Origin of the sequence: Pseudomonas sp. NFPP28, assembly GCF_900115535.1 — a bacterium.
Lineage (GTDB): Bacteria > Pseudomonadota > Gammaproteobacteria > Pseudomonadales > Pseudomonadaceae > Aquipseudomonas > Aquipseudomonas extremorientalis.
The window spans coordinates 119,656-134,842 of record NZ_FOWT01000009.1 but is presented as its reverse complement, the minus strand read 5'-3'; the positions used below and the strand labels follow the sequence as shown (position 1 = coordinate 134,842).

Annotated in this window: 15 protein-coding genes; 12 read left to right on the top strand and 3 right to left on the bottom strand. The window is 61.0% G+C overall.

The window, feature by feature from the left end; genetic code table 11:
* The first annotated feature begins 11 nt into the window (after positions 1-11).
* Together BM110_RS22880 and BM110_RS22875 are read left to right on the top strand one after the other, a co-directional pair.
* Complete coding sequence (locus BM110_RS22880; protein ID WP_058424295.1) at positions 12-257, top strand: GlsB/YeaQ/YmgE family stress response membrane protein; 246 nt, start codon at positions 12-14, stop codon at positions 255-257.
* A 78-nt stretch (positions 258-335) separates the two neighbouring features.
* Positions 336-872 (top strand): DUF3299 domain-containing protein, encoded by a 537-nt coding sequence (locus BM110_RS22875; protein WP_071490826.1) that lies wholly within the window; start codon positions 336-338, stop codon positions 870-872.
* A gap of 61 nt (positions 873-933) precedes the next feature.
* Here BM110_RS22875 and BM110_RS22870 read toward each other — a convergent pair whose 3' ends face one another.
* Complete coding sequence (locus tag BM110_RS22870) at positions 934-1,833, bottom strand: D-hexose-6-phosphate mutarotase (protein WP_093514218.1); 900 nt, start codon at positions 1,831-1,833, stop codon at positions 934-936.
* 58 nt (positions 1,834-1,891) lie between these two features.
* On the bottom strand, positions 1,892-2,296 hold the full coding sequence (locus BM110_RS22865) for an acyl-CoA thioesterase (RefSeq protein ID WP_003176975.1): 405 nt from the start codon (positions 2,294-2,296) through the stop codon (positions 1,892-1,894).
* A 458-nt stretch (positions 2,297-2,754) separates the two neighbouring features.
* On the opposite strand from BM110_RS22865, the gene BM110_RS22860 reads away from it, so the two are divergent.
* The 10 genes from BM110_RS22860 to BM110_RS22815 all read left to right on the top strand — a co-directional run bounded on the left by BM110_RS22860 (position 2,755) and on the right by BM110_RS22815 (position 13,701).
* On the top strand, positions 2,755-4,044 hold the full coding sequence (locus tag BM110_RS22860; protein WP_093514217.1) for an MFS transporter: 1,290 nt from the start codon (positions 2,755-2,757) through the stop codon (positions 4,042-4,044).
* Positions 4,045-4,262: 218 nt separating this feature from the next.
* A complete protein-coding gene (locus BM110_RS22855) occupies positions 4,263-5,249 on the top strand; it encodes a phosphate ABC transporter substrate-binding protein PstS (protein ID WP_092241611.1) in 987 nt (328 codons plus the stop codon).
* A 132-nt stretch (positions 5,250-5,381) separates the two neighbouring features.
* Complete coding sequence (locus BM110_RS22850) at positions 5,382-7,667, top strand: ABC transporter permease subunit (RefSeq protein WP_093514216.1); 2,286 nt, start codon at positions 5,382-5,384, stop codon at positions 7,665-7,667.
* Between the two features lie 15 nt (positions 7,668-7,682).
* Complete coding sequence (gene pstA, locus BM110_RS22845; RefSeq protein ID WP_093514215.1) at positions 7,683-9,353, top strand: phosphate ABC transporter permease PstA; 1,671 nt, start codon at positions 7,683-7,685, stop codon at positions 9,351-9,353.
* Positions 9,354-9,422: 69 nt separating this feature from the next.
* Complete coding sequence (gene pstB / locus BM110_RS22840) at positions 9,423-10,256, top strand: phosphate ABC transporter ATP-binding protein PstB (protein ID WP_025856391.1); 834 nt, start codon at positions 9,423-9,425, stop codon at positions 10,254-10,256.
* A 70-nt stretch (positions 10,257-10,326) separates the two neighbouring features.
* Positions 10,327-11,088 (top strand): phosphate signaling complex protein PhoU, encoded by a 762-nt coding sequence (gene phoU / locus BM110_RS22835; RefSeq protein WP_058424288.1) that lies wholly within the window; start codon positions 10,327-10,329, stop codon positions 11,086-11,088.
* Positions 11,089-11,256: 168 nt separating this feature from the next.
* The gene (locus tag BM110_RS22830) at positions 11,257-12,168 is read left to right on the top strand and encodes a response regulator (protein ID WP_092241615.1); all 912 of its coding nucleotides are present in this window, start codon (positions 11,257-11,259) and stop codon (positions 12,166-12,168) included.
* 187 nt (positions 12,169-12,355) lie between these two features.
* Positions 12,356-12,679, top strand: coding sequence for a type II toxin-antitoxin system RelE/ParE family toxin (locus tag BM110_RS22825; protein WP_092241617.1), 324 nt, complete (start codon positions 12,356-12,358; stop codon positions 12,677-12,679).
* A 4-nt stretch (positions 12,680-12,683) separates the two neighbouring features.
* The gene (locus tag BM110_RS22820; RefSeq protein ID WP_092241620.1) at positions 12,684-12,983 is read left to right on the top strand and encodes a helix-turn-helix domain-containing protein; all 300 of its coding nucleotides are present in this window, start codon (positions 12,684-12,686) and stop codon (positions 12,981-12,983) included.
* A 55-nt stretch (positions 12,984-13,038) separates the two neighbouring features.
* On the top strand, positions 13,039-13,701 hold the full coding sequence (locus BM110_RS22815; protein ID WP_093514214.1) for a M23 family metallopeptidase: 663 nt from the start codon (positions 13,039-13,041) through the stop codon (positions 13,699-13,701).
* 3 nt (positions 13,702-13,704) lie between these two features.
* Here BM110_RS22815 and BM110_RS22810 read toward each other — a convergent pair whose 3' ends face one another.
* Positions 13,705-15,045: a hemolysin family protein gene (locus tag BM110_RS22810; protein ID WP_010207573.1), complete on the bottom strand. Its 1,341-nt coding sequence runs from the start codon at positions 15,043-15,045 to the stop codon at positions 13,705-13,707.
* Between the last annotated feature and the right edge of the window lie 142 nt (positions 15,046-15,187).

Sequence of the window (15,187 nt, the reverse complement as noted above, 5' to 3'; positions counted from 1 at the left end):
AGGGAAATGCCATGGGTATCATTGGAACCATTTTTATCGGCTTGATCGTCGGCCTACTCGCGCGTTTCCTGAAACCAGGCGACGACAGCATGGGCTGGATCATGACCATCCTGCTGGGCATCGCGGGTTCGTTGGTCGCCACTTACGGTGGCCAGGCCCTGGGCATCTACCAGGCAGGCCAGGGCGCAGGCTTCCTCGGCGCGCTGATTGGCGCCATCGTGCTGCTGGTGATCTACGGCCTGCTGAAAAAGAAATGATCTAAGCGACGAAGCCCTCTGCGCTGCGCAGGCGCGGAGGGCTAGAATGCTCGCCACCTGTACTTGCCGAGCCTCTCCATGCGCCGTCTTTTGTTGATACTCCTCCTGCTGGGCCCTGGCCTGGCGCACGCCGGCGAACTGCCGGAAACCGACTGGCTCGACCTGATGCCGTTGTCGGATCAAAAAGCGCTCGAAGCCATGCCCGAGATCGACCACAACTCGCCAGAGGCCCAAGGCACGTTCACCGACAAGGGTGGCCTGAAGCAGAGCAAAGGCTTGCCGGCGGTGATGTATTCAACCAAGACCGTGGCGGCCATGAATGGCAAGAACATCCGCATCGGCGGTTATCCGGTGCCGTTGGAGACCGACGCCAAGGGCCGCAGCACCTTGTTCTTCCTCGTACCGTATCCGGGCGCATGTATCCATGTGCCGCCACCACCGCCTAACCAGTTGGTGCTGGTGCGTTATCCCAAGGGCTTGAAGCTGGATGATATCTATACGCCGCTGTGGGTCACCGGCACGTTGAAGGTGGAGAAGGTGAACAACGATCTGGCGGATGCGGCGTATGCGCTGGATGCCGGAAAAGTACGCGTGGTCAAGGAATCCGATCTTTAAAGGGCAACATATAACCAATGTGGGAGGGGGCAAGCCCCCTCCCACATTGTGATTGGCGTTCTTACAGGGCGACAGCGCTGATGCTCACGCCCAAGGTGTGGCTTTCACCGGGTGCCAGACTCACCACATCATCCAGCACATTGGCTGTCTCGATGCACAACATGCCCGTCCAGCCATCGTCAGCCATGTCATCAAACGCCTTGGCACGTTCGGTCCAGGGGTTCCAGATCACCGTTGACGTCGAGCCCTCGGCAGTGAGCTGGATACGGCGCTGCCAATCTTTATCGACAATACTCAGCTGTGCAGGCGTATCGAGGTAGATACGGTCAGTCTCGCCGGTGAAATGCAGCAACCCGGCTTGCTGCTTCGTTGCCCAGTTGTCAGCGGTATCGATATACGCCGCTCCGTCCAGTCCCTCGACGTGCACCTTGCGTACGTCGCTCACCGCAAAATAGGTGTGCAGTGCCTGGCTGAGGGTCACGGTATCGTTGCCACGGTTATGGCTGGTCAGGTGGACGTGCAACTGATCGTCCAGCAACAGGCTCAGTTTAAGATCGACCTCGTGGGGCCAGCCAGGAAAGCCGCCTGTTGGAACTGGCAGTACCAAGTCCACCCGCAGTGCCTCACCTTCAAGCGCGCTCGCGGCCAATTCCCACAGCGCTGTGCGCACGAAACCATGGGCGCCGGCTGGCTGATCGCTCTGGCGCATCGCCTTGACGCTCTGCGGGTTGCGGTCGAACACGCCAAACCATGGCCAGCACACCGGTACGCCGGTGCGAATGCCTTTGCCCTGCTTGAACACCGCTTCAGGGTTCGGCCAGATCAGCGGCTGCTCGCCGTCGCGCTGGTAACTGAAGATATGTGCGCCCTGTCGGGCCACCATCAGTTCGGCGCCGTTGTGACGGATGCGCCAGCAGTCCAACTCGTCGATTTTCACGGTTTCAACGTGGGGTGTCGGCATAACAAAGCACTCTTCATGGCAGGCAATGGGGCAATTGACCGTCAAAACCCGGTGAGGTTTAACGTGCGCGCGACGGCACCGAACGCGTGCGGCCACTGCCATCGATGGCGACGAACACGAACACCGCCTCGGTCACCTTGCGCCATTCGCTGGACAGCGGGTCGTCGCTCCACACTTCGACCATCATCTGGATCGAGCTGCGACCGATTTCCAGGGCCTGGGTATAGAAGGAGAGCTGCGCGCCCACGGCGACCGGCACCAGGAACGCCATGCGATCAATGGCCACGGTGGCTACACGCCCGCCCGCGACCTTGCTTGCCATCGCGGTGCCGGCCAGGTCCATCTGTGCGACCAGCCAGCCGCCGAAAATGTCGCCAAAACCGTTGGTTTCACGCGGCAGGGCGGTGATTTGCAGGGCGAGATCGCCTTGCGGGATAGGATCTTCTTGTTCGAGTTCGATCATGCCAAGGGTGCCTCTGACCCGTAACGCTTCATGGGTATTTCAAGTGGATAGCCGTCTTATGGAAAAACGTTTCAGCACCAACATACTCCGCGTGATGCGTTTCTCGTAAGGCGTACTAAAGGGAAGCTCTGCCAAATCGGCTGGACGGCTTCCAACGACGGTTTGGCACAGCAGCCCCTCAAGACTGGGGGTCTTGCGCTTGCAAGGGCCGAGTATATCGACACGTTGTCGCCACGACGACCTCTGGGCGTTCATTTGGTCGGCAATTCGCGGCTGTATTGCGGCTTTTTCCGGCAACTGTGCTTCTGTGCGCAGATAACGCTCAGGAAAGCGGAATAATTCGCGCGGTTGAACGGTTATTCGCTCACCGCTGTGCTTTTGCGAGCGATTTGCTATCTTGCCATGCCTGCCGCAAGTCCCGGGCTTGCCGTCCCGACTACTATAAGAGAAGCCTTGCCATGTCCTCCGTGCCCGCAAGCAGTGCGCAACCTTCGCGCCCGCTGACCCGCAACGACTACAAAACCCTGTCGCTGTCTGCCTTGGGCGGGGCGTTGGAGTTTTATGACTTCATCATTTTCGTGTTTTTCGCCACCGTGGTCGGAAAACTCTTCTTCCCGCTCGACATGCCCGAATGGCTGCGCATGATGCAGACCTTCGGCATCTTTGCCGCCGGTTACCTCGCGCGCCCCCTGGGCGGCATCATCATGGCGCACTTCGGCGACCTGCTGGGCCGCAAGAAGATGTTCACCCTGAGCATCTTCATGATGGCCGTGCCCACCCTGATCATGGGCCTGCTGCCAACTTACGCGCAGATCGGCCTGTGGGCGCCGATCCTGTTGCTGCTGATGCGCATCATCCAGGGCGCGGCCATTGGCGGCGAAGTACCCGGCGCCTGGGTGTTCGTCTCCGAACACGTACCGCCACGGCATATCGGTTACGCCTGCGGCACCCTGACCAGCGGCCTGACCGCCGGGATCCTGCTGGGATCGCTGGTGGCCACCGCCATCAATACTATTTACAGCCCGGAGCAAGTCTCGGATTACGCCTGGCGTATCCCGTTCCTGCTGGGCGGTGTGTTCGGCCTGTTGTCGGTGTACCTGCGCCGCTGGCTGCATGAAACGCCGATCTTCGCCGAGATGCAGCAGCGCAAGGCACTGGCCGCCGAGTTGCCGTTGCGCGCGGTGCTGCGCGACCACCGTGGCGCCATCGTCTTGTCGATGTTGCTGACCTGGTTGCTGTCGGCCGGCGTGGTGGTGGTGATCCTGATGACCCCGACCGTGCTGCAGACCCTCTATCACTTCAGCCCGACCGTGGCATTACAGTCCAACAGCCTGGCGATCGTCACCCTGAGCCTGGGCTGCATCGCCTCCGGCGCCCTGGCTGATCGCTTCGGTGCCGGCCGGGTACTGGTGATCGGTTGTGCGCTGTTGCTGGCCACATCCTGGACGCTCTATCACAGCCTCTTCAACCATCCTGACTGGCTGTTCCCGCTGTACACCCTGACCGGTCTGTTCGTGGGCACCATCGGCGTGGTGCCCTACGTGATGGTCAAGGCCTTCCCGCCCGTGGTGCGTTTCAGCGGCCTGTCGTTCTCTTACAACGTGGCCTACGCCGTATTCGGCGGGCTGACGCCGCTGGCGGTATCGCTGCTGATGAAGGAAAGCCCGCTGGGTCCGGCCTACTACGTTGCCGCCCTGTGTGTGATGGGGATGGTGGTGGGTGGGTATTTGTGGAAGCGTTCGCGCTAAGCCATGGATGATGATCGTTCCCGGCCCTGGGAACGATCACGTTTCAACGTATTTCCAAGCCTCAATCTCTCCCTCCCAGGCCTCGTGCCTGCGCGCTTTCCGTGGCGTCGTTGAGTAGTGGCCTTTCATCTAATTGTCACATTACAGACATAGAGTGTTCACACGGCCTCCCGATACTTGGCCCCGATCCAATTATCCCTATCTGCTAGGAGCAAGGCATGAAACTGAAACGTTTGATGGCGGCAATGACTTTTGTCGCTGCTGGCGTTGCGACCGCCAACGCGGTGGCCGCTGGTGTTGATCCGGCAATCCCGGCGTACGTGAAGACCACTGGTGTGTCGGGCAACCTGTCCAGCGTTGGTTCCGATACCCTGGCTAACCTGATGACCCTGTGGGCCGAGGGTTACAAAAAGGAATACCCGAACGTCAACATCCAGATTCAAGCTGCCGGCTCGGCCACCGCGCCACCTGCGCTGACCGAAGGCACCTCCAACCTGGGCCCGATGAGCCGCAAGATGAAGGACACCGAACTGGCTGCCTTCGAGCAGAAGTACGGTTACAAGCCAACCGCTATTCCGGTTGCGGTGGATGCCCTGGCCGTGTTCGTGCACAAGGACAACCCGATCCAGCACCTGACCATGGAACAAGTCGACGCGATCTTCTCCTCGACTCGCCTGTGCGGTGGCAAAGCCGACGTGAAAACCTGGGGTGATCTGGGCGTGACCGGCGACCTGGCCAACAAGCCGGTGCAACTGTTCGGTCGTAACTCGGTGTCCGGCACCTACGGCTACTTCAAGGAAGAAGCCCTGTGCAAAGGCGACTACAAGCCAAACGTGAACGAACAACCAGGCTCGGCTTCGGTCGTGCAGTCGATCAGCTCTTCGCTGAACGGCATCGGTTACTCGGGCATCGGCTACAAGACTGCCAGCGTGAAGACCGTGGCTCTGGCCAAGAAAGGCAGCACTGACTTCGTCGAAGACAGCGAAGAAAACGCCCTGAACGGCAAATACCCGTTGTCGCGTTTCCTCTACGTGTACGTCAACAAAGCGCCGAACAAGCCTCTGGCCCCGCTGGAAGCCGAGTTCGTGAAACTGGTGCTGTCCAAACAAGGCCAGGAAGTTGTAGTGAAAGACGGCTACATCCCACTGCCAGCCAAAGTCGCCGCCAAGGCCCTGGCTGACCTGGGTCTGAAAGAAGGCAACTGATAGCCTCTGCGGGGCCGGCGTACCGGCCCCGCATCCGAATTTTCTAGTCCGCTGCCAGCCTTGCTTCGCGGCGGATTTGTTGCGTCACTGCACTGTCATCTTTCTGTCATACAGGATCGCTAGGGTGTGCGCATGAATGATCTGGCCAATTCCACCATGACGACGACTTCTCCCCCCAAGCGCATTGACTTCAATACGCCTGAGTTGCAACGCAAGCGCCGCATTCGCGCGCTCAAGGATCGCCTGACCCGTTGGTACGTGCTGGTCGGCGGCCTCGCCGTCCTCGGCGCCATCACCCTGATTTTCTTCTTCCTGGCCTACGTCGTCGCGCCACTGTTTCAAGGCGCCTCATTGACCAAGGAAGACGCACTGACCCCGGCCTGGATCCGGGACGCGGGCAAGCCGCTGATGATCTCCCTAGAAGAACAGAACCAGGTCGCCATGCGGGTTTCCGACAAGGGCCAGGCGCTGTTCTTCAATGTCGAGACCGGTGCCGAGCTCACGCGTGTCGACCTGCCCCTGCCCGCCGGCACCAGCGTTGCTTCTATCGGCGAAGACCAGCCCGGCAGCCCGCTGGTGATCCTCGGTCTATCCAATGGCCAGTCCCTGGTATTCCGCCACACCTATAAGGTGTCCTACCCGGACGGCAAGAAAACCATCACGCCGGCGATCGAATACCCCTACGGTGAAACGCCGATCGTGCTGGATGACGCCGGCCGCCCGCTGGAACACGTGGCCCTCAACGCTACGGATTCGTCCCTGGTGGTGGCAGGCTCCGCCGGTTCGCACTTGAATGTGCTGTCCCTGAGCCGCGAAGAAAACATGATGACCGGCGAAGTCACCAGCGAGCAGAAGCGCATCGAGCTGCCACAGATGACTGAGCCGGTGAAGGCAATCTTCATCGACCCGCGCCAGCAATGGCTGTATGTGATCAACGGCCGTGCCTTGGCCGATGTGTTCAGCCTGCGCGACAAGAGCCTCAATGGTCGCTACAAACTGCTGGAAGACGGGACTGCCGAAGTCACCGCGAGCACGCAGCTGGTGGGCGGCATCTCGCTGATCATCGGTAACTCCAAGGGCGGCCTGGCCCAGTGGTTCATGGCCCGCGACCCGGATGGCGAGCAGCGCTTCAAGCAGATCCGTACCTTCCAGATGGGCACCACGCCTATCGTGGAAATTTCCGCCGAAGAGCGCCGCAAGGGCTTCACCGCCCTCGACGCGTCCGGCCAGTTCGGCGTATTCCACAGCACCGCCCACCGCACCCTGCTGGTGGACCCGGTGGTCGACGGCCAAGGCGTGTACGGCATGTCGCCACGGGCCAACCGCGTGATCGTGGAGGCGGGCGGCAAGCTGCAGCCGCTGATGCTCGACAACCCGCACCCGGAAGTGTCCTGGAGCGCGTTGTGGAGCAAGGTCTGGTACGAAAACTACGACGAGCCTAAATACGTCTGGCAGTCGACCGCCGCCAACACCGACTTCGAACCCAAGATGAGCCTGGCCCCGTTGACCTTCGGCACCTTGAAGGCCGCGTTCTACGCCATGTTGCTGGCCGCGCCACTGGCCGTTGCCGCCGCGATCTACACCGCCTACTTCATGGCCCCGAGCCTGCGCCGCAAGGTCAAGCCGGTGATCGAATTGATGGAGGCGATGCCGACGGTGATCCTCGGCTTCTTCGCCGGCCTGTTCCTGGCGCCGTATGTGGAAGGGCATCTACCGGGCATTTTCAGCCTGTTGATGCTGTTGCCGATCGGAATCCTGGTGGCCGGCTTCATCTTCAGCCGCCTGCCTGAGTCCCTGCGCCTGCGCGTACCGGATGGCTGGGAAAGCGCGATCCTGATCCCGGTGATCCTGTTCGTGGGCTGGCTCTCGCTGTACATGAGCCCGTACCTGGAAACCTGGTTCTTCGGCGGCGATATGCGCATGTGGATCTCCCACGACCTGGGCATCACCTACGACCAGCGCAACGCCCTGGTGGTCGGCCTGGCCATGGGTTTCGCGGTGATCCCGAACATCTACTCCATCGCCGAAGACGCCGTGTTCAGCGTACCGCGCGGCCTGACCCTGGGTTCCCTGGCCCTGGGCGCCACGCCGTGGCAGACCATGACCCGCGTGGTCATCCTCACCGCCAGCCCGGGCATTTTCTCGGCACTGATGATCGGCATGGGCCGTGCGGTAGGCGAGACCATGATCGTGTTGATGGCCACCGGTAACACCCCGGTGATGGAGATGAACCTGTTCGAAGGCCTGCGAACGCTTGCGGCCAACGTCGCCGTGGAAATGCCCGAGTCGGAAGTGGGCGGCAGTCACTACCGCGTGCTGTTCCTCTCGGCGCTGGTGCTGCTGCTGTTCACCTTCATCATGAACACCCTCGCCGAGCTGATCCGTCAGCGTCTGCGCAAGAAATACTCGTCGCTTTAAGAAAGGTAGAAGTCTGTGAAACAGAACTCCCTGAATGGATGGTTCAAGAGCGGCGCCCCCGGCGTCTGGATCAGCGGTGGCGCGGTGTCCATCGCGGTTATCATGACCATTGGTCTGCTGGCCGTGATTGCCGTGCGTGGCCTGGGCCATTTCTGGCCGGCCGACCTGATCCAGGCCAACTACAACGTGCCGGGCCAGGAAAATCATATCGTCATCGGCGAAGTGGTGCAGAAGGAAGAAGTGCCCCGCGAACGCCTGAAAAGCGCCGGCCTGCCGGTGCCGGACCAGGGCCCTGAGTTCATGACCCGCGAGCTGATCAAGGTCGGCAACCGTGACCTGAACGGCAATGACTTCACCTGGATCGTCGGCGAGTGGCTCAAGGACCAGACCACGCCGGCGAACCTCATGACCATCGAGCGGCGTGAGTGGGGCAACTTCTACGGCACCCTGGTCAACGTCAAGCAGGATGGCAAGGTCATTGCCGAAGGCGAGGCTGCCTGGCCGGAGCTGCAGGCCCGTGTGGACCGCGTCAACAAGCTGGCTGCCCAGCTCAAGACCCTCGAAAAATCCGACATCGGCGCAATCAACGCAGGCCTGGAACGTATCCGCCTGCATGGCCGCAAACTGGAACTGGAAGGCAAGCTCGACGCCGCCGCACAGGCCGACATGGACGCCGACCGCGCCGAGCTGAATGCCCGTTACCAAGATATCGAAGCCCGCCTGGCCGACCTGCACGCCCAGTTCAACCGTGACGCCCTGACGGCACGCGATGCGAACGGCAAGGAAGTGGAAATCGGCATCGGCAAAGTGGTGCACGCGTACCAGCCGAACGCCATGGGCACGATCACCAAGATCGGCTTCTACTTCAGCAAGGTCTGGGAATTCCTCAGCGATGACCCACGGGAAGCCAACACCGAAGGCGGGATCTTCCCGGCCATCTTCGGCACCGTGATGATGACCCTGATCATGGCGATGATCGTGACCCCGTTCGGCGTGCTGGCGGCGGTGTACCTGCGTGAATACGCCAAGCAGAACACCCTGACGCGGGTTATCCGTATCGCCGTGAACAACCTGGCCGGCGTACCGGCCATCGTCTACGGCGTGTTCGGCCTGGGCTTCTTCGTGTATGTATTGGGTGGCTCGGTTGACCGCCTGTTCTTCGCCGAAGCCCTGCCGGCGCCGACGTTCGGCACGCCGGGCCTGTTGTGGGCCTCGCTGACCCTGGCGCTGCTGGCGGTGCCGGTGGTGATCGTGGCCACAGAAGAAGGCCTGGCGCGAATTCCTCGCACTGTGCGTGAAGGCTCCCTGGCACTGGGTGCGACCAAGGCGGAAACGCTGTGGAAGATCGTGCTGCCGATGGCCAGCCCGGCAATGATGACCGGCATGATCCTCGCCGTGGCCCGCGCCGCCGGTGAGGTGGCGCCGCTGATGCTGGTGGGCGTGGTGAAACTGGCGCCGTCGTTGCCGCTGGACGGCAACTACCCGTACCTGCATCTGGACCAGAAGATCATGCACCTGGGCTTCCACATCTATGACGTCGGCTTCCAGAGCCCCAACGTCGAAGCCGCCCGGCCGCTGGTGTACGCCACCGCGTTGCTGCTGGTGCTGGTGATCGCCACGCTCAACTTGTCGGCAGTGTGGATCCGTAACCATCTGCGCGAAAAATACAAAGCGTTGGACAGCTAAAGCTTTTCAATGTGGGAGGGGTCAAGCCCCCTCCCACACACAATGAATTGGTAGCACAGGGAGCATCCCATGCAGCAAGACACCCACACTCACGGCATCAACATGTCTGCCCTGGGTCGCGACAAGCAGAGCCTGAGCCTGGCCCAGGAAACCGTGGCCATCGAAGTGCCGGGCCTGAGCCTGTACTACGGTGAAAAACAGGCGCTGTTCGACGTCAGCATGAACATTCCCAAGCAGCGCGTGACCGCCTTCATCGGCCCGTCGGGCTGCGGCAAGTCCACGCTGCTGCGTACCTTCAACCGCATGAACGACCTGGTGGACGGTTGCCGTGTGGACGGTGCCATCAACCTCTACGGCACCAACATTTACCGCAAGGGCGAAGATGTGGCCGAGCTGCGTCGGCGCGTGGGCATGGTGTTCCAGAAGCCCAACCCGTTCCCCAAGACCATCTACGAAAACGTGGTCTACGGCCTGCGTATCCAGGGCATCAACAAGAAGCGCATCCTCGACGAAGCGGTCGAGTGGGCCTTGAAAGGCGCGGCGCTGTGGGACGAAGTGAAGGACCGCCTGCACGACTCGGCCCTCGGTCTGTCCGGCGGCCAGCAACAGCGTCTGGTGATCGCTCGCACAATCGCCGTGGAGCCGGAAGTGTTGCTGCTCGACGAACCCTGCTCGGCTCTCGACCCGATCTCGACGCTGAAAGTCGAAGAACTGATCTACGAGCTCAAGTCCAAGTTCACCATCGTTATCGTGACCCACAACATGCAACAGGCGGCGCGGGTTTCCGACTACACCGCGTTCATGTACATGGGCAAGCTGGTGGAATTCGGCGACACCGATACCCTGTTCACCAATCCGGCGAAGAAGCAGACCGAAGACTACATCACCGGTCGCTACGGCTAGGAAGCTGTGGTTCTGATTGCACTGACGCTGCGGTTATCCGCACCTTACCGGACGCTCCAAGGACGCCAACATGATTAGCAAAGAAGGCCTTACCCACCACATCTCCGCGCAGTTCAACGCCGAGCTCGAGGAAGTGCGCAGCCACCTCCTGGCGATGGGCGGGCTGGTGGAGAAGCAAGTCAACGATGCGGTCACCGCGCTGATCGAGGCCGACTCGGGCCTGGCCCAGCAAGTGCGTGAGATCGATGACCAGATCAACCAGATGGAACGCAATATCGACGAAGAATGCCTGCGCATTCTCGCCCGTCGCCAGCCGGCGGCGTCCGACCTGCGGTTGATCATCAGCATCTCCAAATCGGTGATCGACCTGGAGCGCATCGGCGACGAAGCCACCAAGATCGCCCGACGCGCCATCCAGTTGTGCGAAGAAGGCGAAGCGCCGCGCGGTTACGTGGAAGTGCGCCACATCGGCGACCAGGTGCGCAACATGGTGCGCGATGCGCTCGACGCCTTTGCCCGCTTCGACGCCGAACTGGCACTGTCGGTGGCCCAGTACGACAAGGTCATCGACCGTGAGTACAAGACTGCGCTGCGTGAGCTGGCCACCTACATGATGGAAGACCCGCGCTCTATCTCGCGGGTCTTGAGCATTATCTGGGTGCTGCGCTCCCTGGAGCGGATTGGCGACCATGCGCGCAATATCTCCGAACTGGTGATTTACCTGGTGCGCGGCACCGACGTGCGGCACATGGGCCTCAAGCGCATGAAGGCCGAAGTTGAAGGTTCAGTCGATCAAATCCCTAATGTTCCGGGCGTACCTGACGATAAGTAAGGTTGCCCGAGAAATTAACGCCCGGCCTTTGGTCGGGCGTTTTTGTTTGCGGGCCCGAATTTTTCAGCGAGGGGGCACAAGAAAGTCCCAACGTGACTGCAGAGTTTTTGGCAAAATGCCATCAGTCAGGCGTCTTGCGTGCCGAAGTTTTTATAGGATGAAGGGTCGATGAGTAAAGTCAGTGTGTTGGTGGTGGATGACGCCTCGTTTATCCGCGACCTGGTGAAGAAGTGCCTGCGCAACTACTTCCCCGGGATCAAGCTTGAAGATGCGGTGAACGGCAAAAAGGCCCAGGCCATCCTGATGCGCGAGACCTTCGACCTGGTGCTGTGCGACTGGGAAATGCCAGAGATGTCCGGCCTTGAGCTGTTGACCTGGTGCCGCGAGCAGCCTCACCTCAAAGCCATGCCGTTCGTGATGGTCACCAGCCGTGGCGACAAGGAGAACGTAGTCCAGGCTATCCAGGCCGGGGTTTCCGGCTACGTCAGCAAACCGTTTACCAACGAGCAGTTGCTGAACAAGGTCAAGCAGGCCCTGCACAAGATCGGTCGCCTCGACGCCCTGGTCGCCAGCGCGCCGACCAAGATGAACTCGGCTTTCGGCAACGATTCCTTGAGCGCCCTGACCGGCGGCAAACCCGAAGTGGCGCGTGCGGCTCCTGTTGCGGCTGCCGCTCCTGCGCCTAACAAAGGGTTGCTCAACAGCCCACCGGTGCAGGCGCCGGTAGCGGCTGCGCCGGCTGGCGGTCGTGGCCAGGGCCAATTGCGCCTGTCCAGTGGCACCCAGCAATGCGTGATCAAGGCGCTGAGCATCAAGGAAGCGCTGCTGGTGGTGCGTCGCGGTGAAGTCCTGCCCCAGGTACTGGAAAGCGCCGTGCTCGACCTGGAGCAAGGCGAAAACGCCGAAGTGGCCCGCCTCAATGGCTACCTGCACGCCATCGTCGCCTTCGAACCGAAGCCGGACAGCGATTGGCTGCAGCTGACGTTCCGGTTTATTGACCAGGATGCGCAGAAGCTCGACTACATCTCCCGCCTGATCGCACGTGGCACGGCGCAGAAGCATTTTGTGCCGGGTGCGTGATTCCCTGAGTGCCGGGAATCGACCGACTGTCTGATTCCCGGTACGTGCCTTGATTTATATCTGTTTCGATATAGGCTTTCGATAACGCTTCGGTGTCAGCGAGGCTTTGCTATGCCTTGAAACAAACCTCCACGTTCCTTGGCCGAATCGTCGATTACGCTTTTTCTTTCCATGAAAGGAGAAGCCAATGCCAAGGCACAAGGATGTGGTGTTTCTAGGAAGCTCGCTCAAGGATCTCAAAGCGTTTCCGCTCGATGCCCGGAGGGCAGTGGGGTTTCAGTTGGATCTCTTGCAGCACGGTGAGCAACCCTTTGACTGCAAGCCGATGAAGACCATTGGGAGGGGCGTCAGCGAGATCCGGATCACTGAAGAGTCGGGCGCTTTTCGGGTGTTTTATGTGGTCAACCGGCCAGAGGCCATCTATGTGTTGCACGCGCTGCGCAAGACCACACAAAAAACCGAAGGGCGTGATATCGAGCTGGCTCGTGCCAGATTGCAGGAGTTAGGGTGAGCCCATGACGAATCAAAAAGATTACGGCGAGCGTTTCAGTTGTGTCTGGGATGCTCTGGAAGACACACCCCAGCAAGCCGCCAATATGCGGCTGCGTTCAAAATTGCTTTTGGAGCTGTGCCAAACCATTCGTCGCTGGGAGCTTTCTCAAAAAGATGCGGCGCAAAGACTGGGGATCAGTCAGCCCCGACTTAACGACGTTCTCACCGGCAAGATCGACAAACTCTCCCTGGATGCCTTGGTCAATTTGTCGGCGGCCGCCCAAATGAACGTGGATATTTGTTTCAACGGGCTGCCTGCCTGAAGTTGTCATCAAACCGCGCTAACCTGCCGCTCAGTCATCCCGGCAGGTTTACGCCATGCTTATGCGCTTCTTGCTGTGCTGCGGGTTGGCAACGGTCGCCGTGTCGACCCAGGCCATGACCCTCTACAAATCCGTCGATGCCAATGGCCTGGTGTTTATCAGCGACCGGTATACGCCGGGCGCCCTGGCGTTCGTGATCCAGGAGCGCAAGCTTGAACGGCCGATAATCGACAGGCCTCCGGCCCGCTACCCGCCTCAGGCCTACCGCTACCCCTTGCCCTGGCGCGGCGGTCCGTTTCGCCTGACCCAAGGCCCCAACGGCACCTTCAGCCATACCGATAGTAAGAGCCGCTACGCCATGGATATCGCCATGCCCGAAGGCACGCCAATCATTGCGGCGCGCAGCGGGGTGGTGGTGAAAACCGAGAACGAGCAGACCGGGCGGGGCAGTGATGCGTCGGGGAATTTCGTGAGGGTGCGCCACGACGACGGCACCGAGGGCGTGTACCTGCACCTCAAGCAAGGTTCGGTCAGCGTCCGGGTCGGGCAGCATGTAGCGGTGGGGAGCCCGCTGGCGTTGTCGGGCAATACCGGCAACAGCAGCGGGCCGCATCTGCATTTTGTGGTGCAGCGCGTTCCCGGGGCGGGGCTGGTCTCGATCCCATATGAGTTCAATCAGCCGGTCGGTGCATTGCCCAATTTTGCATTGGGCAATTGACGGTCAATCCAGCAACAGCACCTTGGCCAGTACGATCTTCGGCCCTTTCATCTTCTTGATGATGATGCGCAAGCCTTCAACCTCCAGCACTTCTTCCTCCTCGGGCACCCGCTTGAGGGTGTCATAGATCAGGCCGGCCAGGGTTTCGGCTTCGATGTGGTCCAGGTCCACGCCCAGCAGGCGCTCCACCTTGAACAGCGGCGTGTCGCCACGCACCAGCAGCTTGCCCGGCTGATAGGCCAGGATGCCGCGCTCGGCCTTGCGGTGTTCGTCCTGGATATCGCCCACCAGCACTTCCAGCACGTCTTCCATGGTGAGGTAGCCGATGATCTTGCCGTCGGCTTCTTCCACCAGGGCGAAGTGCGCGCCGCCTTTGCGGAACTGTTCCAGCAGCTGCGACAACGGCATGTGCCGCGACACACGCTCCAGCGGGCGGGTCAGCTCGGCCAGGTTGAACGACTCGGGGATGTGGTCCAGGGCCGCCAGTTCCAGCAGCAGGTCCTTGATGTGCAACAGGCCCACGAATTCGTTGCGTACCGCGTCATATACCGGGTAACGGCTGAACTTGTGGCGACGGAACAGCGCAAGGATTTCCTTGAGCGGCGCGTTGAAGTCCAGGGTCACCAGGTCTTCCCGGGAGTTGGCCCAGTCCACCACTTCCAGCTCGCCCATTTCCACGGCGGAGGCCAGTACGCGCATGCCCTGGTCGCTCGGGTCCTGGCCACGGCTGGAGTGCAGGATCAGCTTGAGTTCTTCGCGGCTGTAATGGTGTTCATGGTGCGGGCCAGGCTCGCCCTGGCCGGCAATGCGCAGGATGGCGTTGGCGCTGGCGTTGAGCAGGTAGATCGCCGGGTACATGGCCCAGTAGAACAGGTACAGCGGCACCGCCGTCCACAGCGACAGCAGCTCGGGCTTGCGAATCGCCCAGGACTTGGGTGCCAGTTCGCCGACCACGATGTGCAGGTAGGAGATCACGAAGAACGCCGCAAAGAACGACACGCCCTTGATCACTTCCGGCGACTCGACGCCCACGGCGCCCAGCAGTGGCTCGAGGATGTGCGCGAAGGCCGGTTCACCGACCCAGCCCAGGCCCAGGGAGGCGAGGGTGATGCCCAGCTGGCACGCCGACAGGTAGGCGTCGAGCTGGCTGTGTACGGTGCGCAGGATCTGCCCGCGCCAGCCGTTCTTGTGGGCGATGGCCTCGACCCGGGTGGCGCGCAGTTTGACCATGGCGAACTCCGCCGCAACGAAGAAGCCGTTGAGCAGTACCAGGATCAGAGCAAAAAGAATCATTCCGAAGTCGGCGAAGAGTGTCGCGAGGGTGATACCAGGGGAAGGGTCCATGATGGGGTTTTGCAGGTTCCGTATGTTCAGTAAGGGGTGGCAGGCGGGCCTGAAAGGCAGGCGCAAGTCGGCCAATGTAGCGGCTGACGGGGCGCTTGCCTAGTGCCCACTGCCGGGCGGGGCCTGGAATGCACTCTCTAAA